The organism is Nitrosopumilus sp. b3, from assembly GCF_014078525.1.
In the GTDB taxonomy this organism is placed as follows: Archaea; Thermoproteota; Nitrososphaeria; order Nitrososphaerales; family Nitrosopumilaceae; genus Nitrosopumilus.
The window spans coordinates 107,909-124,575 of record NZ_MU078696.1 but is presented as its reverse complement, the minus strand read 5'-3'; the positions used below and the strand labels follow the sequence as shown (position 1 = coordinate 124,575).

Genomic DNA, 16,667 nt, shown 5'->3' with positions numbered 1-16,667 from the left:
ATAATGGTCCAAGAACAAACCCTCGATGGCGCTTACAGGTGTAAAAACCCGTACGCCACACTTTTACTAAATAAAATTAATTTTTGAAATCTCGTGATGAATTGCTTTGATAGCTTTTCTAATGTTATCATTTGTATCTTCCACAACAATAATTATTCGTGAAGTTTCTTCTTGTGCATCCATATTCAATATGTTTAATCCTGCATCACCGATCTTTGCACTTGTCCTAGATGCAACTTGCTGTACTCTCCACATCTCATCTCCAATCAGTGTAATGACTCCTCTGTTGTATGTAATTGTTGCAAGAGAATCAAATCCAAGAAGATATTTTTCATTTCTCTTAACATAATCCCCATCTAAAAATAAAATTCTAGAGAATTCTATTCCATCTTTTGTAAATGGGGACAGTATCACAAACTCACTGTATCGTTTGTCTTTTTCTAATGATATTAGTAATTTTTGAATCGAGCTAGTTTCAATTCTAAAGATTGCACAATTTTCTTTTCCAGTAACAATTTTTATTGGATGGCCTTTCTGTTCATCCAATATTCTTTTTATGGTAGTAATTTTTTCAGGATTATTCATATTTGTAATAATTATTGGTAGATCAACACCATTTTCTACAATTTCTTTTATTGCAATTGGATCTAATATTTTCATCCCAAACATTCCTGCTAGTCTTGCTTCATTATATGACAATTGAGGAACTTCACACAGATTAGATTCTACAATTTTTGGATCTGCAGAAACTACTGCACTATCTTTCTCAAAATCGATACTTGTTTCATATTTTTTGTGAAACAATATTCCAAGATCTGCTGCAGTTCTATCAGAACCCCCACGCTCATATGTGGTTAAAACATTCTCAACTGTTTTTCCAATAAATCCACCTATAGTAACTACCTCATTTTGTTCTACAAGTTGTGAAATTTTATCAATATTTTCTCTTGATTTTGATGCTAGAAAATTGGTAGATTCAATGTTATTATCTGTGATTATTGGCCAATCATCAAAATCTACAGAATCAGATTTTATGCCATTACTTTTTAGAATATAATTCATCATATGAGACATTAGTATCTCGCCAGAAAATGCCAGTGCTCTTGAGCGTGTTTCATCTACAAATTCTTTGTTCCCAAATGCTTCATCTAGTGCTTTTTGTGCTTTTTCTAAATTCAAGTTTAGGATTTTCTTACAATTTTCTATATTTTCAGAAGTTATCATTTCAAGAATTTTTTGATAGGTGGATGCTACAATATCAAGAGTGGGAGATATTCCATTCTGGGCATTTTCTCCCTGTTCTAAAATTATATCAGTAAGTGAACGTTTTTTTCCATTGTGAATAGTTAATGGTGCTGAAAAAACTGCAATGACCTTTGATTCTTTTTTTAAATTATTTATGCGCTGAATAATTTTTGGGATAGATTCACCATTTGGACCTATAGCACTGCCTCCAAATTTTGCAACTACAAGTTTAGTCATAGTACTTTATCAAAACTCAATGGCCTTCTATTAAGCATTTGATTGCTAGATTAACTTTTCAATAATATTTGATGCAATTTTTGCACCATCAGTTTTTACTTGATTTCTCTCTTCTTCAAGTTTCTCTAAAATTAATACATCTAGTCTATTGATATCATCAAAAGAGAATCCTTGCTCTCGTGCATTATCTTCTTGTTCAAAATGACCTTTAATTGGAATGAATATTGCAGGTGTGCCATATGCATTTGCCTCATCTATTGTAGATTTTCCAGCTAGTGAAATTAGCAAATCTGCTGCAAAAATTAATTCGTGTAAATTATTGACAAAACCCAGATTTGTGACATTTTTAAATTTTCTAGTAACTGCTGGACCAGATACCAAAAATACATCAATGTCTTGATTAATTTTTGAAATAGAATCTAATGCTTTTTCAATAAGAAAAATTCCAGCATCAGTTCCACCAATAGATACAACAATTGTTTTTCCTTTAAATGAGAATTTTTCTCGTAATTCATTCCTTGAATGATTTGTTACTCTAACAATAGGTCCAACTCTTCGTATATTATCAGCATCATTCCCATTTTCAGGAAGAATCACAAGATCACATTTTTTAATAATTTCTTGCATTGATTTATTCATTTTTTTCTCAACTAATGATAGCAAACCTTTGGTAAAACGAGTCTCTAAGATGTCAGTAATCAGCACTGTAGGGATTTTCATTTTTTGTGCAACAGTTAATGAAGCAAAATCTTCATCACTTATTACCAAATTGGGATGGTCAACTTGTAAAATTTTTACTGAAATATTTTTACATTCTTTGTAGTAATTATAGTAACTCCAAAGCCATTTTGCCGGATTCTTTAAAGTTCCACTCTCAACAATAAATGATGGAGGATGATATACATCTTCAACTTTAAAATGTAAATGTTTTAGAATTTTAGCAGCACCACTACCTGTTACAAAATTTGGTGAAATGCTTTCAAAATTATTTACAATTGCAATATCTCGAGTTACATGTCCTAATCCAATAGGGCTAGAAAAAAAATCACAATCATTCATGACACTCCTATTTTTTTATCAAATTTCTAGATTCTCCCATGTCTCAAAGTTTAAATGGATTTTAACAAGGTAGGTTTCTGGGCTCATAGTCCAGGTCGGTTATGACGTCGCCCTTACACGGCGAAGATCCGGGGTTCAAATCCCCGTGGGCCCACTTATTCTAAATATTATCGTCATTTGATAACAATTTTTGATCATTTTTGAATTATCAGCTAAATCTAATATAGTATAATGGTGTGATGATCATATAGTACTATGAACAATATGAATTACAAAATATTGATAGTAGATGATTCATCATTTATGAGAACACTGCTTTCAAAAATTTTTTCAAATACATCTGGAGTAGGCGAGATTTATCAGGCAAATAATGGCAATGAAGCTCTAACAACTTACAAGGATAAAAGACCAGATTTGGTCACTATGGATATAGATATGCCAGAAATGGATGGGATTGAGGCTGCAAAGCAAATAAAATCAATTGATCCAAACGCAAAGATTGTGATGGTTTCATCATCGGATAAGAAAAATACTAGAGATGAGGCGGAAAAAATTGGAATCTCTCAATACATAAGAAAACCATTTGATCGGTTAGAAATCAAAAAGACAATTGAAAGTCTATCAAAAGAATAGAATTTGCCAAATAAGTTTCGAAGGCCAGTGTGTTAGAAATGATCATACAAGATTATCTAATACTTGAAGATAAAATCATTTTATTGTAAAATGAAAGTTATGGTAATTAATGATTCAAGGGCAATGCGACTATTTATTGAAGAGACGGTAAAATCATTTTCAGATTGTCAAATTATTGGATCATATGTTGATGGAAAAAATGCATTAGATAATATCCAGGCTAAAAAACCAGACGTAATAATTTTGGATCTTGAAATGCCAAAAATGGATGGAATGACATTTCTTGAAAGATTGAATGATGTTCAAATGTATCCTACAATTATACTGAGCAATTATGCAACAGAAGGTTCCAAGATTGTTAATGATGCAATATCCTTAGGTGCTGTTGATTCTTTATTGCCCCCAGCGTCAAATAGCGAGGCAGACATTAAAGCATTCAAAAGTATGCTTCGTCATAAAATAATCAAAACATCACTTAGATCTAAGAGACACACGTTGTATTGCAAATAAAGCACAAGAAAATTACTTTTATTTTATTGATAAATTATTCTCAAAATATCAAATTAAACTATACCATGCTAAGTGATTTTAAAACAAGATCTAATTTTGTTAATGAGCAGGGTTTTTCCATGATTTTAGATACATTAAGGGGTCTAATTTTTTCTCTATTTTTTTTATTGTAGTGACCAGTTAATATTATGACTTTGGCATTAGGGTTGATTTTTTTGATATTTTCAAGTCCATAAATCCCATCATAATTAGGCATTAAAAGATCCAATAGAATCACATCTGGTCTATACTCTTCATACAATTGTACTGCCTCTAATCCATTGTGGCCACATCCTAGAACGTTAAATCCTTTCATCTTAAGGAATTCACTGAGGGATTCAAGCAGATCATCGTTATCATCTACCAGTACAACTGAGCCATTCATAGTATTTGATAGGCAAAAAATTTCTTATAGGTATGAGTATGTATTTTTTAAGACACATTTTTGTCATACAACATAAGTAGCAGTTATACAATGAGATAAACAGAATTGGATGATGAGATAGATTTTGAAAAATGTGCAGATCCTTTAATGATTATTCAAAATTCATTGGAGTTAATCAAACTTCAATATGACGGAGTGATGGATGATGGAATCAAGGCTAATCTGAATCGCATAGAAAAGTCGGCACAAAAAATAGAGCATTTACTCCAAGAATTAAAATTAAAACATAAAATTTACAATTAGCATAGTTCAATATTTACCAAAAAGAGATTATTTTTCAATCAAATTAATTGTTATAGTTAAGAGCGGGTCTAAAGGGATTCGGACCCTTGACAACCGGATTAAGAGTCCGGTGCGCTACCTGGCTGCGCCATAGACCCACCAAAATTGATATGCCCAGAGTTGTTATTAATCTTAAGATTTTAAAATAAAGTAAAATTTAGTTTTGGGCTTTAGCTTCAATTTCATTGTACTTTTCAATAATTGCTGTAAGTGCAGTTGAAACTGGAACATCATTCATCTTTTTCTTTTCGGCAAGAAGTTTTTGGTATGCATCTAGTGTGATGTAAACTGGAATTGAACCATTTCCTTCAAGTAAACCTCTAACGTTGTAAAGAGCAGTCTCCATTCCTTTTTCAGCAGATTTGGCAAATTTTGCTTTATCCAAGATTGCTCCTAGCGGACCAAATGGCATTTCATAATCTACTGACATTGTTACTCTAGTGAGATTATTCCCTAATGCTTTGAATTCATTGGTGATTTGCCATTTCTTAAATGGACCTTCAATTTGTATTGCTGAAATTTTTTCATTTCTAATGAATTCAGTTGTCTCACAATCCCACTCTAGACGTTTTCCGCTAAAGTCACCGATAATTCTAAAGGTCGTACCAACACCCATTCCTTCTTTGATATCCATAGGAACTACGGTCATACCTACTGTGTCATTTTTGATTTGATCAGAAACATGCTCTGGTCTTGCAAAGTAGGTAAAAACATTCTCTACAGGTGTTTTAATATCGATTGATTTTGTAACGAGGGTCAACGATTGAGATTCTTGCCAATAAGGATTTAAAGGTTTTGAAGATTTTCGTATAGTAATTGATTTACAATATATTCATCTAGATGGCATAATATTTCAATGACTAAAAAGCGATCAGTTTTTCTGATCTTGATTTTGATATTTTCATCTACCTCAATATTTCATGAAGCATATGCTCATTCAATGTTTAATTCTGCAGAGAAATTTGAGGCAGGATATAGAGTACAGGTAGCAACAGCGCCAGAATTTCCACAAATTAATGAGCCTTCACAATTTTTAGTAAGAGTAACTGATGGGGACTTTAATGAGGTTGAGAGATTCACTATGGGGATTAGAGTGTATTTTCATGATCAACAAGTAGATGCCATACCACCAAAGTCAATTGAAGGTGCCCATTGGGATTTTGATTATGTATGGAGGCAACAAGGAAATCATATTGTGAAAATTGACTTGTATGATATGGGAGGAAAAGATGGAATTATTACTTATACGTTCAACATGGGAACTCAAAGCCCATTTGGAATAATTTTCTTTGGTGCCATAATTGTAGGTGCCCTAGTTTTTACGGGGATGATGGTCTACATCTACTTGCCAAAAATATTCAAAAAATCTAAACTGTAGATTTTATAGGTATTTTAGAAATTCTAAATGCAAATATTACAGTCAGCAAAACCATAGCAAACAGCCAAATTCCAATTCCCAAATGAATTGCAACTAGGACGGCATGAAGTTTTGTATCAATGACTAGTGCTCCAAGAGTGATTTGTGTAATAACTAAAGCAGTTGCAAGGGAGCTAGTAATTTTTATTTTAATGTCAGAATTCTTGTTAATCAGACTTGCAATCATAGTTGAAATAACTAGCACTCCAGTGGTAGCAGCAGTTGTTCTATGAATCCATTCAATAAGATATTCTTCTGATGGCATTACTCCGTTAGGGCATAATGGCCATTCAGGGCAAGTCAATCCCAGTCCTGCTGCTGAAATATATCCACCGATAAACATCAATGAATATAAAACTATCAATGTAGCTAATGCCAGATATTGGATTGCCAAAATTATTCTACGATAAAGCTACCTTGCATTCCTTGTAATGCATGTCCTGGAACAGTACAAATGTAATAATAAGTTCCTGGTACACCTGCAGTAAATGTAACACTACCACCTTCACCTGGTTTTAATGGATTTGATGCAGATGCAATTGCAGAGTCCATCACAATGCTGTTAAAGTCTTCAGGATTAGTAACAACTCCAAATGCGTGGAATGATTTACCCAAATTATTTGCGGTGACAGTTACCTCATCGCCAGATTTTATACGAATCTCAGGATTATGTCCCTCTTCTCCAGGTAATGCGTTAAACGCCAAAGTTCTGAAATCACTAGATTCTACAAAGTCCAAAGTAAAGTCATGAGATACACCTGTTGGAGCAGCTGCTGCTTGTGAGCCACCACCTTGGGAGGGTCCAACGATTATTTCTCCAACCATTCCTTGTTCTCTATGACCTGGAACGGTACAAATGTAATAATAAGTTCCTTCCTCACCTGCAACAAATTCAGAAGTTCCACCCTCACCTGGTTTTAAAGGGTTTGCAGCAGCTCCTACTTCACTTCCTGGAATTATTCCACCAAAGCCTTCAGTGTCCTTTGTAACACCAAATGCGTGGAAGGACTTTCCAGCATTATCAACGTTAAACACTATTTTGTCTCCAACATTCATGTTAATTGTAGGATTGTTATCAGGTTCGCCAGGTAATGCATTAAACGCCAAAGTCCTAAAGTCTGATGATTCAACAAATGCAAGATCTTGGGTAATTGTTTTTCCAGTTTGTGCTGCTGGTGCTGCAAGATCCTTTTCTCCTGCCATCATTGCTACAACTGGTGGAGGTTGGGAAATCCAATAATCCCACATTGAAAAGAATATGACTCCGCCAACAATACAAATGCCTAGCATGATAGCCATCATTTTTCCAGTTCTAGCTGGTGTTGTTCTGTAAATGGTTTGTTGATTATCGTGACTCATTTTCATTTATCTCCTAGTGTGATGGGTTCTTTGCCTCAAATGGATAGTAATACTTGCCACCGACACCAAATGGATCCTCAGTGTTTGCAAGTTTTCCTTTTCCTGAACTGTAAATCATATTTGCCAAGAATATTGCCATACTTACACCAATTATCATGGCACCAACTGTTGCAATCTGGTTCATAGCAATCCATTCTGGAATTGGAGGATAATCGAAAATTCTTCTTGGCATTCCATACAATCCAAGTACGTGTTGTGTAAAGAATACCAAAATTGTTCCTATAAAGGACATAACAAAATGTATCTTACCCATTGTTTCATTATACATTCTACCAGTCACATATGGGAACATGTAGTAGAAGAAAGCAATTGAACCAAATGCAATGGTTCCCATTACAAAGAGATGGAAGTGTCCAACTACCCAATATGTGTCGTGTGTTGAAAAGTCCAAAGGCATTGCACTATTAACTACACCACCTGCTCCTGCACCAAAGAACAATGCAATTCCACCAACAGACCACATCATTGGTGTTGAGAATTTGATTCTACCATTCCACATTGTTGCAATAAAGTTAAAGACGTGCATTGCAGAAGCTGGAACTGCTGCAAGAGTTCCTACCATAAAGACTGTTTTTTCAGTAAATGACATTCCGGTTGCAAACATGTGATGTGCCCAAGATGAAAAGCCTACAATGGATAATAAGACAAATGCAAAGATTCCAGAGTTGTAGCTGTAAATTGGTTTTCGTGAAAATCTTGGAATGATTTCATACATCATACCAATAGCTGGAATTACAAGTACGTATACTTCAGGATGAAAAGTAAACCAAAATAAATGAGCATATGCAATAGGATCTCCACCCATTGCAGGATTGAAGAATCCACTAACTCCAAGTCTGTCAGTGAGTAACATTAGAAGTGCAGCTGCAAATGTCGGAATTGCAACTAGGATAATTAGAGAGGATGATAGGTATGACCAGGCCAATAATGGAACTTGTCCAATGGACATATCAGGATGTTTACATTTGAGAATAGTAACTACAAAATTAATTGCACCAAGAACTGATGAGATACCTAGAATCTTTAGGCCAAATATCCACATATCGGCTGCAGGACCAGGGGCACTAATTATAGAATAAGGAGGTGTCGCATACCAAGTAAAGTCTGCAAAGCCCAACCAGATCAGAGCACCTGATGGTGGAATCATCCAAAATGCAATTGCATTTAGTTTTGGATATGCCATGTCTTTGTATCTAACCATAATTGGAACGTAATAGTTTCCAACTGCAGATGCAAATGGAAGTATAAACAAGAAAATCAAAGTTGTTCCGTGAACTGTAAAGATTCTGTTAAAGGTCATGGAATCAGTAATGATTTGTGCACCAGGCAAAAATAATTCTGCTCTAATTGCAAGTGCCAATGAACCACCTAAGAATAAGAATCCAAGTGAAGTAATTAGATAAAGTAAACCAACATCAGTATGATGTGTTGAGAACATTATTTGCCAAATTGGACGTGGTTTTTGTAATTCTAGAACCATTAGTTAATCTCCTCACATGCAACAATAGAAAGTTGTGATAAAAGCGTTATCAAGCTGGATCCTCCACATACAATGTTCCTCTCATGTTATAGTGAATTAATCCACAGTACTCTCTGCATTGAATGTCATGGACTCCTGGTGCGTCTGGTGCAAACCATACAGTATTTACTCTACCAGGAACGGCATCCATCAAAACAACATAATCGTGAATATTAAATGAATGAATGACATCAGTAGAAACTATCTCAAATTTGTAAGCTTTACCTGTTTCAACATGAAGTTCACCAATTTCTTTTGTACCGTCTTCGTGTTCAAAAGTCCAGAACCATTGTTGACCTGTAACTATGATAGTCTCTGCGTCTTCAGGAACATGTTCTACTAGTCTTTCAGCTTCCCAAGCTTCAGCTCCTACCCAAGTCATTAATGCAATAACGATACCGACGTAAATCCATTCAGGCCAGTTAGAGTGTCCACCCATTTCTACCAGTCAGTCCCCTCATATGGAGTTGGTTTTGCTTTTGGATGAGATTCTCTAAATCTCCAAACTTGCCAGATCATTGTTCCTGCCACTACGGCTCCAACTGTAAATGCAACTGTCATCATTCTAAAGAATAAATTCCAAATAACAACTCTACGATCAAGATATTCTCCAGGTTCATCACCTGCAGCAAATGCTGACTCTATAGCTGGAATAACTACTATAACTGCCAATACTAAGAATAATCCGACCAATTTCTTCATTAGCGATTGAATGACGTGGCCAATAATTTCTATTTAAGGGTTTTCAAGATTATTAGATGCTATCGGAGATCGAATCTTGATGGATGCATTACATTAAGTCCAGAAAGAGAAAACTTTCGATCTTTTTCTCGAAAGAGATTCAGAGATGCATTCTCAATAATTAGCTCAAATAGATTAGTAGGAGATAGATCAACTATAGTAGAAAGCATTGCTTTGATTGGATCCATGTGTGTAACAAGAACAACATTTTCATCTGGATGTTTTTCAATAACATGATCAACTATTCCTAACACCCGTTTTTTGACTTCTGAGAAGGTTTCCACTCCATTGTGTGCAATTTCCAATTCTCCATTGTAAAATTTCATAAAGACATTTCCATGACTGGTAAATATTTCATCATATGGAACTCCAGTAAATTTTCCCATATCAAGCTCAATTAGACGATCATCAATAGTTACATCAAGAGAGTTGTGGTTTCCAACAATTTCTGCAGTATGTTTTGCCCGTTGAATTGGACTTGAATAGATTGCAGAGACATTCATGTGTTTTAGTAGTTCAGCAGTATGTTCTGCTTGCTTTATTCCAACATCAGTTAGCGGAACTCCTTCTGTTCTACCGGCTAAAATTCGCTCAGTGTTATTTTTTGCCTGACCATGTCTTAGAAAAATAATATGCCCCAACTTGATCGGAAATTCAAATAAAGATAATAATAAGATTATCAGATGATTTATCATGAAAGTAGGAATTATTGGCGGAACTGGTGGCATGGGCAAAGGTTTTGCTCTAAGATGGTCACAAAATCATGATGTAATAGTTGGCTCTAGAGATGCTGCAAGAGCATCAGAATCTGCAGTTGAATATACAAATCTTGCAAAAGAAGCATTTGGGGAGATTAAAGGGACAATTTCTGGAAATGACAATGTTTCAGTTGCAAAAGAGAGTGATGTTTTGATTTTATCAATTCCTTATGAAAATATTGATTCAGTATGTTCTGGAATATTACCTGAAGTCAAAGACAGTTGCGTTGTAGTATCTCCTATTGTTCCAATGACAAAAACTGATGTGGGCTTTGAGTGCATATCAATTAAAGAAAATAAACCATTTTCATACAAACTTGTACTAAACCATATGAAAAATAAATCAAAATTGGTTTCAGCATTTCATGTGATTTCTGAGAAAAAACTAGTGAATCCTACATTAGAACTTGATTACGACATATTTGTTTGCGGAGATGACAATGATTCAGTTCAAGTAGTTAATACTTTGATTGATGAAATCAAAGGACTGAGATCAATTTACTTGGGTCCAATAGAACTATCATATTTGGCAGAAATGTCTACGCCATTGCTACTTAATGCGATGATAAAAAACAAGATAAAAAATCCAGGTATCAAAATTATCTAAGTCTATTTCATTTATCATGAGTCACGAATACTATAGACGTGGTAGAAATTGGTTTACCGCAATTGGGGTTTTATTTTGTGTAATGGGTGGAATTGTTCTAATTCAGCAGTTATTGATCTGGGGAATAGAATTTGTAGAGGAATTTTTGGTGAATGCAGAATTTACCAATGAGAAAGTATCTGTTGCAATGTTAGGATTTGGGATTTTTATGATAGTATTGGGATTTAGAAAGCATGAGCAAAAGAGATGAATTTCTAAAATCTCAAAAAATATTGCGTTTATCTACAGTTGGTAAAAATAAAACACCACATATTGTTCCTGTTTGGTATAGATATAGTGGGAAAAAATTCTACATTGGAACAAACACTAAAACTGTAAAGGCAAAAAATGCAAAAAGAAACCCACAAGTTGCATTTTGCATAGATGTAGGTATCAAGTCTCCTGACATTTATGGAGTGATGGGGCAAGGGAAAGCCAATCTAATTTTAGATAAAACCAAAGTCAAAACAATTGCAAAAAAGATTCTCTTGCGATACTTTGATACAATGGAGAATAGATCTGCAAAAGAATTGCTAGATGATACTGACTGTATTATAGAGATTATTCCAAAAAAGATTTCAGTTTGGAGTTACTGACTAACAAAATCTTGAATTTTGTTCATTGCAGAGTCTAGGATTTCAAGACTTGGAAGATAGACCAGCCTGAAATGACCACTACCATATTGCTCTCCAAATCCTGAACCGTGAACAGTAAGGACGCCTTTAGTTTCCAATAATTTGGTTACAAATTCTTTGTCGGTTCCAAATTTATTGTCTTCAATCTTTGGAAATGCATAAAATGCACCTCTTGGAGTGGGGCAAGAAAGACCAGGCATTTCGTTTAGTCGTTTTACAACCAAGTCTCGTCGTTTTTTAATTTCAGAGACAAATTCACTAATGTAGTTTTGAGGACCACGAAGTGACTCCAAAGCTGCATGTTGTACTGGAAGACTAGTAGCAATTCTTACTCTAGCTAATTTTGGAAGATGCTCCCGTAATGATTCTAGTTGAGGAGATTGATTAAATGCAATGTATCCAATTCTCCATCCAGACATTAGGTGGACTTTGGAGAATCCATTAAGAACAATCACAGGAGAATCTCCTGCAACCTTGCCAATTCCAACGAATTTTTCATCAAAAATTATTTGATCATAAATTTCATCACATATGATGTATAGATTATTTTGATTTGCAATGTTTACAAGTTCTTTGAGGGATTTTTCATTGAATACAACACCAGTTGGATTATTAGGACTGATTAAACAAATTGCTACAGTTTTTGGAGTAATTTTGGATTTTATATCTTCAATGTCTGGTGTAGAGTTTTCCAAGTCTACTGCAAATTCTATCGGGATTCCACCATGAAGTCTAACATATGAGGCATAAGGTGGATAATATGGTCCAGGCAATAACACTTCATCGCCTTCTTCTACAATTGAAGAAATCACCATGTCTAATCCTTCAGATACTCCATTTGTAACTAGAATGTCATCAGCACCAATTGAGAGTCCCTTTGCGTTTTCTTTTTTTGCTATTTCTTCTCTTAATTCCAAGAGACCTTCTGATGTAGAGTAATAATTTTCACCCTTGTTAATTGCATCAATCAAAGCTTGTTTTACATTGTCAGGTGGCTGAAATCCAAACTGTACAGGATCACCTATGTTGAGATAATCAACTTGCATTCCTTTCTGCTGTACTTTGCGTGCAGCAACTACAATATCTCTAATTGCATATTCAACACCTATGACTTTTTTTGATACCTTCAAAGTATCTAGACAGATATTTAGGCCTGTTAAATTCTTACTTGTTTGGACTCGTTGCACAGCCTGGATAGTGCGAGCGGCTTCGAACCGCTAGGTCGAGGGATCGAAGCCCTCCGAGCCCTTTAGATTATCTTATTAGGCTAATAATTTGGCAAGAATGTATGAAGGTGTCACCATTCAAACTGGGATTGGGATTAGTGATAATAGGAATGATTTGGATTTCATTTATCTTTGTAGAAACTGAAAAAACTAGTGATTCGTTAATTCTAAAGCAATCAAACTCTTTTGAATTAAAGTCAGAGTTTACGGGAGTAGGAATTGGATTTTACAAATTTTACATGCCAGAATTTTCAGGTGAAGAAATTTTTGTGCAGATATTAGATACTCAAGATAATGTAATTCAAGAAGAAAAAATACAAACAAAACTGTCAGTAGGGTATTTTGACTTTTTTGAAGATGGCATCCATACAATCAAAGTGACAAATATTTCAGAAACTCCAATTGAGTTACAGATAGAGTTAGGAGATACAAGTTCTCATGAAATGATTCCTGCAGGCATTTTAGTTCTTGTAGGAGCTGTTGCAATGATTATTATTTCATATTTTAAAATTAAAAACTACAAAATTGAGCATCCAGAAGAGAATATTTCATAGACTGGAATACATTGAATTGTATGCCCAAAAATTAGTACCAAATTAAAGAATAGCCAAGTTGTAAAAAACAAGAAAGTTACAATTGAGAATGGAAGAAATGCCTTGAGTTTTGTATGCTCCCTATTCTTTAGGATCAATATTCCACCTAATGATGCAAGAACTAGACCCAATTCCAGAGGTTGGTGAGACCAGGATATCAATCCATCAATGCCAAAAATATCATGAGATAAAGAATCACCAAATCCCGAAACAATTTGTAATATAGATCCAACAATTACCAGTTTAATTCCAGTTTTGAGAGAGCCATGAACTGATTTTCTAAATATTAGCATGCAGCCCATTATTGCAGAACATGTAGTCATTGATACTCCAAAGTATACTATCATATGAGAAGGACTCCAAAAAAATTCTGGTTCTTTTTGGAGGTGGGATATTGCATCCCAAAATCCTGCTGAAACTATAACAACAGGACCAATTACTGCAAGAATTGATACTAGAGAAACTAGAGTAGAAGATTTGGCTAGTCTAGAATTAGATAATCTTTGAATTAATCTCATTTTATTCATTCAAAGTATTTGGGTTATTTGTAATATTGTAAGAATATTAGAAAAATTCAACATTATGGCTAATTTTGTGAATTAACTATATTAGATGAAACAATGAAAGGAATTCTATGAGTCCTGGAATTGGGTTAATGAAAAGACGATTAGAGAAAGAAAAGGATGCAATTGCTTTGGCAGTATCTGGTATTGCAAAAAAATATGATGTAAAACCAGAAAATATTGAAACTTTGGAGACAAAATATCATGATGATGCAGGAGATTGGTATGTTGCATTAGGATGGGATGAGAAAAAGGCAGTTATCCAAATGGATTCAGTGTTAGGCACAATTACTGAAATTAAAGAAATTTAATTATCCACAAAGATTTTGAGAGTATTATGGCAAGTGCTATTGTTCTTGGAGGTTCCAGAGGAATAGGAAAAGCAATTGCAGATTCTCTAAAATCAATAGGAATTGATGTATTTGCTGCTTCTAAAAAAGATATAGATACTTCAGATTTAGACAGTGTAAAACAATTTCTTGAAAAACACAATCAAACAGACATTTTAGTACTAAATACAGGAGGTCCGGCTTCAAAACCATTTTCTGAAATATCACAAGAGGATTGGAAACTATACCACAATCAATTATTTTTAGGATTTTGTACAATTTTGCAAAATATCAAAATTAGTGATGGAGGATATATCTTTTTGATTAGTTCAAATGTGATCAAAGAACCAAATATGAAATTGATAATTTCTTCGGCCTATCGTGCAGCGTTTAGTGAGGTTTTCAAAGTATTGAGTAAAGAATATGCTCAAAGAAACATTAGTTGTATCAATATTGCGCCAGGTCCCATCAATACAGATAGAACGAAAGAATTAGTAGAAAATGTTGAAGAGTACAAAAAATCATTACTCATGAAAAGACTAGGTGAGCCTGAAGAGATTGGAAGCTTTGTCAAAGCAATAATTGAAAACAAAATAAAGTATCTGTCAGGTGTTACAATAAACTTTGATGGTGCAAATTCAAACTATATCTTTTAGAAAACTATGCAGAACTATGCAGTTTTTGGATAAATTTATCTAGATTTTTTATCTGTTTGTTACTAAAATGTGACTTTAGTCAAAGTGATGGTTTTATCCATAGATAAATTACTTTCACTTTTGAGCTTATAATTTTGAACTTGTTGGATCAACTCGATCAAATTACTCCATAAGATCGTTGAATGTTCCTAGATTTTGCAGTTTGGAATAAATTAAAATAATTGAATGTGGCATAATGAACGATCTAGACTAGACATTATTGATCATATCTAAAAATGAAAAAAGTGAAATATTTTTGCTCAACGAAATTAAATTACAAGAAATTGTATTATTTGGATGAAAAATGGTGGACCTTATACCAAGAAGCAAAGAGAAGAGAGAAGAAACAAAGTTTTCAAACTCCATATCGAACAAGGCAAATCAGCTGTAGCAATAAGTAAGATCTTAGATGTAAATCGAAATACAATAAATGAAGACATACAATTTTGGAATGATCAGCTTGATGAAAATTATTTAAAATATGATTATACCAGTTGGATTGCAAAGCAATTTCAGCGGTTAGAATCACAAAGAGGCAGATTATTCGATCATCTAAACGAAGATGATGAAAATTATCTAGCAATAGAAGATAGAATTTATCGACTAGATACAAAGATTCTTGAATACGCGGAAAAGAATATGAAGGATAAAACCAAAGTAAATACAATCATAAAAGACATAGATGAGGGTCTAGTCAAACGTGTAATTAGATTTATTTTGTTAAAAAATTTTAGTGAAGGATCAGCCATTTCTGAAGAAGAGATAAAAAAAAGAGACAATAGTACTAAGATGTGATTCAGAGAAATCTACGATGATATTATTTAAGATGCGCAAATTGGGATTGAGTCTTTTTAAGACAAAAAGCCAACTCGGTGAATTGTATAGTGATAAATACAATCTATGGGAGTTTGCATTAACAAAAGGTTACGTAAATGGGACGGAATTTGAAAAAACGCATAAACTACACACATATGAATAACAGATTTAGAAAATTTCAAAATGATTTAAGATTATTTTTTAAATTCAACATTTGGCGTGTCTGGCTGGCCTGCAATTGCAATCAATCCGCCCTCACGTAACTGTTGCAGTAACTGCATGACTTCTTTTTCTACTTGGTTTCTTTGCAGTCCTGTCTGTTGGGCAAACACTTCTACTAGTTCTGTTACTTTGCGTTGCCCGTTACATGATTTCCAAAAGTCAACAATTGCTTGATTAACCATAAATCCTTGATCATGCTCGTTTGCCAATACCATGGAACCATCCTCTTGTTGCACTAGTTTTCCAACTCCTTGGGGCAATGCAGTTTCATAGTTTATTGGTGCAGGAGTGTTCATTGCAGCACCCATACTTTTTAATTTCATTTTTCCTTCTTCAGTCATCTTATCCATTGACCATGCAGGCTCCCATACGATGTCAATTTTGACATTGTTCACTCCTGGAACCTTTTTGGCATATCTTGTTGCATCTTGGACTAGTGTTTCGTGTAGTGGACAGCCTTGAGTGGTCATCGTCATTTTGATATTGACATCATTGTTTTCAGCAACATCAATTCCATAGATTAATCCCATCTCTACAATGTTTAGAGGGACTTCGGGATCCATGCATTGTTTTAAAGAGTCCTCAATTGCTTGTGCAGAGACAGTACTCATATTGTATGGTGCAGCTTGAAAAACAAT

Annotated in this window: 24 protein-coding genes and 3 tRNA genes; 13 read left to right on the top strand and 14 right to left on the bottom strand. The window is 34.2% G+C overall.

The window, feature by feature from the left end:
* Window positions 1-66: 66 nt before the first annotated feature.
* Entirely contained in the window at window positions 67-1,482 is a 1,416-nt protein-coding gene (locus tag C6990_RS06780) for an amino acid kinase family protein (RefSeq protein WP_182129751.1), read from the bottom strand.
* Window positions 1,483-1,527: 45 nt separating this feature from the next.
* The gene (locus C6990_RS06775; RefSeq protein ID WP_182129749.1) at window positions 1,528-2,541 is read right to left on the bottom strand and encodes a glycosyltransferase; all 1,014 of its coding nucleotides are present in this window, start codon (window positions 2,539-2,541) and stop codon (window positions 1,528-1,530) included.
* Window positions 2,542-2,620: 79 nt separating this feature from the next.
* On the opposite strand from C6990_RS06775, the gene C6990_RS06770 reads away from it, so the two are divergent.
* From C6990_RS06770 to C6990_RS06760, 3 genes are all read left to right on the top strand, one after another.
* A tRNA-Val gene (locus C6990_RS06770) sits at window positions 2,621-2,695 on the top strand.
* Between the two features lie 101 nt (window positions 2,696-2,796).
* Window positions 2,797-3,174 carry a response regulator gene (locus C6990_RS06765; RefSeq protein ID WP_220463378.1) on the top strand — a complete coding sequence of 126 codons (378 nt, stop codon included), beginning with the start codon at window positions 2,797-2,799 and terminating at the stop codon, window positions 3,172-3,174.
* A gap of 99 nt (window positions 3,175-3,273) precedes the next feature.
* Window positions 3,274-3,684: a response regulator gene (locus C6990_RS06760; RefSeq protein WP_182129747.1), complete on the top strand. Its 411-nt coding sequence runs from the start codon at window positions 3,274-3,276 to the stop codon at window positions 3,682-3,684.
* Window positions 3,685-3,742: 58 nt separating this feature from the next.
* On the opposite strand, the gene C6990_RS06755 is transcribed toward C6990_RS06760, so the two are convergent.
* The gene (locus tag C6990_RS06755; RefSeq protein WP_182129745.1) at window positions 3,743-4,108 is read right to left on the bottom strand and encodes a response regulator transcription factor; all 366 of its coding nucleotides are present in this window, start codon (window positions 4,106-4,108) and stop codon (window positions 3,743-3,745) included.
* 105 nt (window positions 4,109-4,213) lie between these two features.
* Between C6990_RS06755 and C6990_RS06750 the strand changes: the two genes are divergently transcribed.
* The gene (locus C6990_RS06750; RefSeq protein ID WP_182129743.1) at window positions 4,214-4,411 is read left to right on the top strand and encodes a hypothetical protein; all 198 of its coding nucleotides are present in this window, start codon (window positions 4,214-4,216) and stop codon (window positions 4,409-4,411) included.
* Window positions 4,412-4,474: 63 nt separating this feature from the next.
* On the opposite strand, the gene C6990_RS06745 is transcribed toward C6990_RS06750, so the two are convergent.
* Window positions 4,475-4,548, bottom strand: a tRNA-Lys gene (locus C6990_RS06745).
* A gap of 59 nt (window positions 4,549-4,607) precedes the next feature.
* Window positions 4,608-5,210: an SRPBCC family protein gene (locus C6990_RS06740; RefSeq protein ID WP_182129741.1), complete on the bottom strand. Its 603-nt coding sequence runs from the start codon at window positions 5,208-5,210 to the stop codon at window positions 4,608-4,610.
* A gap of 96 nt (window positions 5,211-5,306) precedes the next feature.
* Here C6990_RS06740 and C6990_RS06735 point away from each other — a divergent pair, with 96 nt between their 5' ends.
* Window positions 5,307-5,828: a hypothetical protein gene (locus C6990_RS06735; RefSeq protein ID WP_182129739.1), complete on the top strand. Its 522-nt coding sequence runs from the start codon at window positions 5,307-5,309 to the stop codon at window positions 5,826-5,828.
* Here C6990_RS06735 and C6990_RS06730 read toward each other — a convergent pair.
* The 6 genes from C6990_RS06730 to C6990_RS06705 are packed head-to-tail and all read right to left on the bottom strand — an operon-like array spanning window position 5,818 to window position 10,187.
* A complete protein-coding gene (locus C6990_RS06730) occupies window positions 5,818-6,261 on the bottom strand; it encodes a COX15/CtaA family protein (RefSeq protein ID WP_182129737.1) in 444 nt (147 codons plus the stop codon). The genes C6990_RS06735 and C6990_RS06730 overlap by 11 nt on opposite strands.
* Window positions 6,262-6,263: 2 nt before the next feature.
* On the bottom strand, window positions 6,264-7,232 hold the full coding sequence (locus C6990_RS06725; RefSeq protein ID WP_182129735.1) for a plastocyanin/azurin family copper-binding protein: 969 nt from the start codon (window positions 7,230-7,232) through the stop codon (window positions 6,264-6,266).
* 7 nt (window positions 7,233-7,239) lie between these two features.
* On the bottom strand, window positions 7,240-8,766 hold the full coding sequence (locus C6990_RS06720; protein ID WP_182129733.1) for a cytochrome c oxidase subunit I: 1,527 nt from the start codon (window positions 8,764-8,766) through the stop codon (window positions 7,240-7,242).
* Window positions 8,767-8,815: 49 nt separating this feature from the next.
* Window positions 8,816-9,244 (bottom strand): cytochrome c oxidase subunit II, encoded by a 429-nt coding sequence (locus tag C6990_RS06715; RefSeq protein ID WP_182129731.1) that lies wholly within the window; start codon window positions 9,242-9,244, stop codon window positions 8,816-8,818.
* Window positions 9,245-9,246: 2 nt separating this feature from the next.
* Window positions 9,247-9,507 (bottom strand): cytochrome c oxidase subunit II, encoded by a 261-nt coding sequence (locus C6990_RS06710; RefSeq protein WP_048118283.1) that lies wholly within the window; start codon window positions 9,505-9,507, stop codon window positions 9,247-9,249.
* A 59-nt stretch (window positions 9,508-9,566) separates the two neighbouring features.
* Window positions 9,567-10,187 carry a histidine phosphatase family protein gene (locus C6990_RS06705; protein WP_182129729.1) on the bottom strand — a complete coding sequence of 207 codons (621 nt, stop codon included), beginning with the start codon at window positions 10,185-10,187 and terminating at the stop codon, window positions 9,567-9,569.
* Window positions 10,188-10,239: 52 nt separating this feature from the next.
* Here C6990_RS06705 and npdG point away from each other — a divergent pair, with 52 nt between their 5' ends.
* From npdG to C6990_RS06690, 3 genes are read left to right on the top strand one after another with little or no spacing between them, the layout of a single operon-like run.
* A complete protein-coding gene (gene npdG, locus C6990_RS06700; RefSeq protein ID WP_182129726.1) occupies window positions 10,240-10,911 on the top strand; it encodes an NADPH-dependent F420 reductase in 672 nt (223 codons plus the stop codon).
* 16 nt (window positions 10,912-10,927) lie between these two features.
* Window positions 10,928-11,161, top strand: coding sequence for a hypothetical protein (locus C6990_RS06695; protein WP_182129724.1), 234 nt, complete (start codon window positions 10,928-10,930; stop codon window positions 11,159-11,161).
* The gene (locus tag C6990_RS06690; RefSeq protein WP_182129722.1) at window positions 11,145-11,546 is read left to right on the top strand and encodes a pyridoxamine 5'-phosphate oxidase family protein; all 402 of its coding nucleotides are present in this window, start codon (window positions 11,145-11,147) and stop codon (window positions 11,544-11,546) included. The genes C6990_RS06695 and C6990_RS06690 overlap by 17 nt, the downstream gene beginning before the upstream one ends.
* On the opposite strand, the gene C6990_RS06685 is transcribed toward C6990_RS06690, so the two are convergent.
* Window positions 11,540-12,715: an aminotransferase class I/II-fold pyridoxal phosphate-dependent enzyme gene (locus C6990_RS06685; protein ID WP_182129720.1), complete on the bottom strand. Its 1,176-nt coding sequence runs from the start codon at window positions 12,713-12,715 to the stop codon at window positions 11,540-11,542. The two genes, C6990_RS06690 and C6990_RS06685, sit on opposite strands and share 7 nt — an antisense overlap.
* Window positions 12,716-12,759: 44 nt before the next feature.
* Between C6990_RS06685 and C6990_RS06680 the strand changes: the two genes are divergently transcribed.
* Both C6990_RS06680 and C6990_RS06675 read left to right on the top strand, forming a co-directional pair.
* Window positions 12,760-12,834: transfer RNA gene (locus tag C6990_RS06680), tRNA-Arg, on the top strand.
* Between the two features lie 39 nt (window positions 12,835-12,873).
* Window positions 12,874-13,365 carry a hypothetical protein gene (locus C6990_RS06675; RefSeq protein ID WP_182129718.1) on the top strand — a complete coding sequence of 164 codons (492 nt, stop codon included), beginning with the start codon at window positions 12,874-12,876 and terminating at the stop codon, window positions 13,363-13,365.
* Here C6990_RS06675 and C6990_RS06670 read toward each other — a convergent pair.
* A complete protein-coding gene (locus C6990_RS06670; protein WP_182129716.1) occupies window positions 13,329-13,922 on the bottom strand; it encodes a hypothetical protein in 594 nt (197 codons plus the stop codon). The two genes, C6990_RS06675 and C6990_RS06670, sit on opposite strands and share 37 nt — an antisense overlap.
* A 116-nt stretch (window positions 13,923-14,038) precedes the next feature.
* On the opposite strand from C6990_RS06670, the gene C6990_RS06665 reads away from it, so the two are divergent.
* The 3 genes from C6990_RS06665 to C6990_RS06655 all read left to right on the top strand — a co-directional run bounded on the left by C6990_RS06665 (window position 14,039) and on the right by C6990_RS06655 (window position 15,786).
* Entirely contained in the window at window positions 14,039-14,278 is a 240-nt protein-coding gene (locus tag C6990_RS06665) for a hypothetical protein (RefSeq protein ID WP_182129714.1), read from the top strand.
* 26 nt (window positions 14,279-14,304) lie between these two features.
* Window positions 14,305-14,952 (top strand): SDR family NAD(P)-dependent oxidoreductase, encoded by a 648-nt coding sequence (locus C6990_RS06660; RefSeq protein ID WP_182129712.1) that lies wholly within the window; start codon window positions 14,305-14,307, stop codon window positions 14,950-14,952.
* A 336-nt stretch (window positions 14,953-15,288) separates the two neighbouring features.
* The gene (locus tag C6990_RS06655; RefSeq protein ID WP_182129710.1) at window positions 15,289-15,786 is read left to right on the top strand and encodes a hypothetical protein; all 498 of its coding nucleotides are present in this window, start codon (window positions 15,289-15,291) and stop codon (window positions 15,784-15,786) included.
* A gap of 215 nt (window positions 15,787-16,001) precedes the next feature.
* On the opposite strand, the gene C6990_RS06650 is transcribed toward C6990_RS06655, so the two are convergent.
* Entirely contained in the window at window positions 16,002-16,640 is a 639-nt protein-coding gene (locus C6990_RS06650; RefSeq protein WP_182129708.1) for a PqqD family peptide modification chaperone, read from the bottom strand.
* Between the last annotated feature and the right edge of the window lie 27 nt (window positions 16,641-16,667).

Bases quoted from the DNA above. Each gene is read 5' to 3' on its own strand.
- C6990_RS06780 (WP_182129751.1), bottom strand. From the start codon at position 1,482: ATGACTAAACTTGTAGTTGCAAAATTTGGAGGCAGTGCTATAGGTCCA.
- C6990_RS06775 (WP_182129749.1), bottom strand. From the start codon at position 2,541: ATGAATGATTGTGATTTTTTTTCTAGCCCTATTGGATTAGGACATGTA.
- C6990_RS06765 (WP_220463378.1), top strand. From the start codon at position 2,797: ATGAACAATATGAATTACAAAATATTGATAGTAGATGATTCATCATTT.
- C6990_RS06760 (WP_182129747.1), top strand. From the start codon at position 3,274: ATGGTAATTAATGATTCAAGGGCAATGCGACTATTTATTGAAGAGACG.
- C6990_RS06755 (WP_182129745.1), bottom strand. From the start codon at position 4,108: ATGAATGGCTCAGTTGTACTGGTAGATGATAACGATGATCTGCTTGAA.
- C6990_RS06735 (WP_182129739.1), top strand. From the start codon at position 5,307: ATGACTAAAAAGCGATCAGTTTTTCTGATCTTGATTTTGATATTTTCA.
- C6990_RS06725 (WP_182129735.1), bottom strand. From the start codon at position 7,232: ATGAAAATGAGTCACGATAATCAACAAACCATTTACAGAACAACACCA.
- C6990_RS06720 (WP_182129733.1), bottom strand. From the start codon at position 8,766: ATGGTTCTAGAATTACAAAAACCACGTCCAATTTGGCAAATAATGTTC.
- C6990_RS06715 (WP_182129731.1), bottom strand. From the start codon at position 9,244: ATGGGTGGACACTCTAACTGGCCTGAATGGATTTACGTCGGTATCGTT.
- C6990_RS06710 (WP_048118283.1), bottom strand. From the start codon at position 9,507: ATGAAGAAATTGGTCGGATTATTCTTAGTATTGGCAGTTATAGTAGTT.
- npdG (WP_182129726.1), top strand. From the start codon at position 10,240: ATGAAAGTAGGAATTATTGGCGGAACTGGTGGCATGGGCAAAGGTTTT.
- C6990_RS06695 (WP_182129724.1), top strand. From the start codon at position 10,928: ATGAGTCACGAATACTATAGACGTGGTAGAAATTGGTTTACCGCAATT.
- C6990_RS06690 (WP_182129722.1), top strand. From the start codon at position 11,145: ATGAGCAAAAGAGATGAATTTCTAAAATCTCAAAAAATATTGCGTTTA.
- C6990_RS06675 (WP_182129718.1), top strand. From the start codon at position 12,874: ATGAAGGTGTCACCATTCAAACTGGGATTGGGATTAGTGATAATAGGA.
- C6990_RS06670 (WP_182129716.1), bottom strand. From the start codon at position 13,922: ATGAGATTAATTCAAAGATTATCTAATTCTAGACTAGCCAAATCTTCT.
- C6990_RS06665 (WP_182129714.1), top strand. From the start codon at position 14,039: ATGAGTCCTGGAATTGGGTTAATGAAAAGACGATTAGAGAAAGAAAAG.
- C6990_RS06660 (WP_182129712.1), top strand. From the start codon at position 14,305: ATGGCAAGTGCTATTGTTCTTGGAGGTTCCAGAGGAATAGGAAAAGCA.
- C6990_RS06655 (WP_182129710.1), top strand. From the start codon at position 15,289: ATGAAAAATGGTGGACCTTATACCAAGAAGCAAAGAGAAGAGAGAAGA.
- C6990_RS06650 (WP_182129708.1), bottom strand. From the start codon at position 16,640: ATGAGTACTGTCTCTGCACAAGCAATTGAGGACTCTTTAAAACAATGC.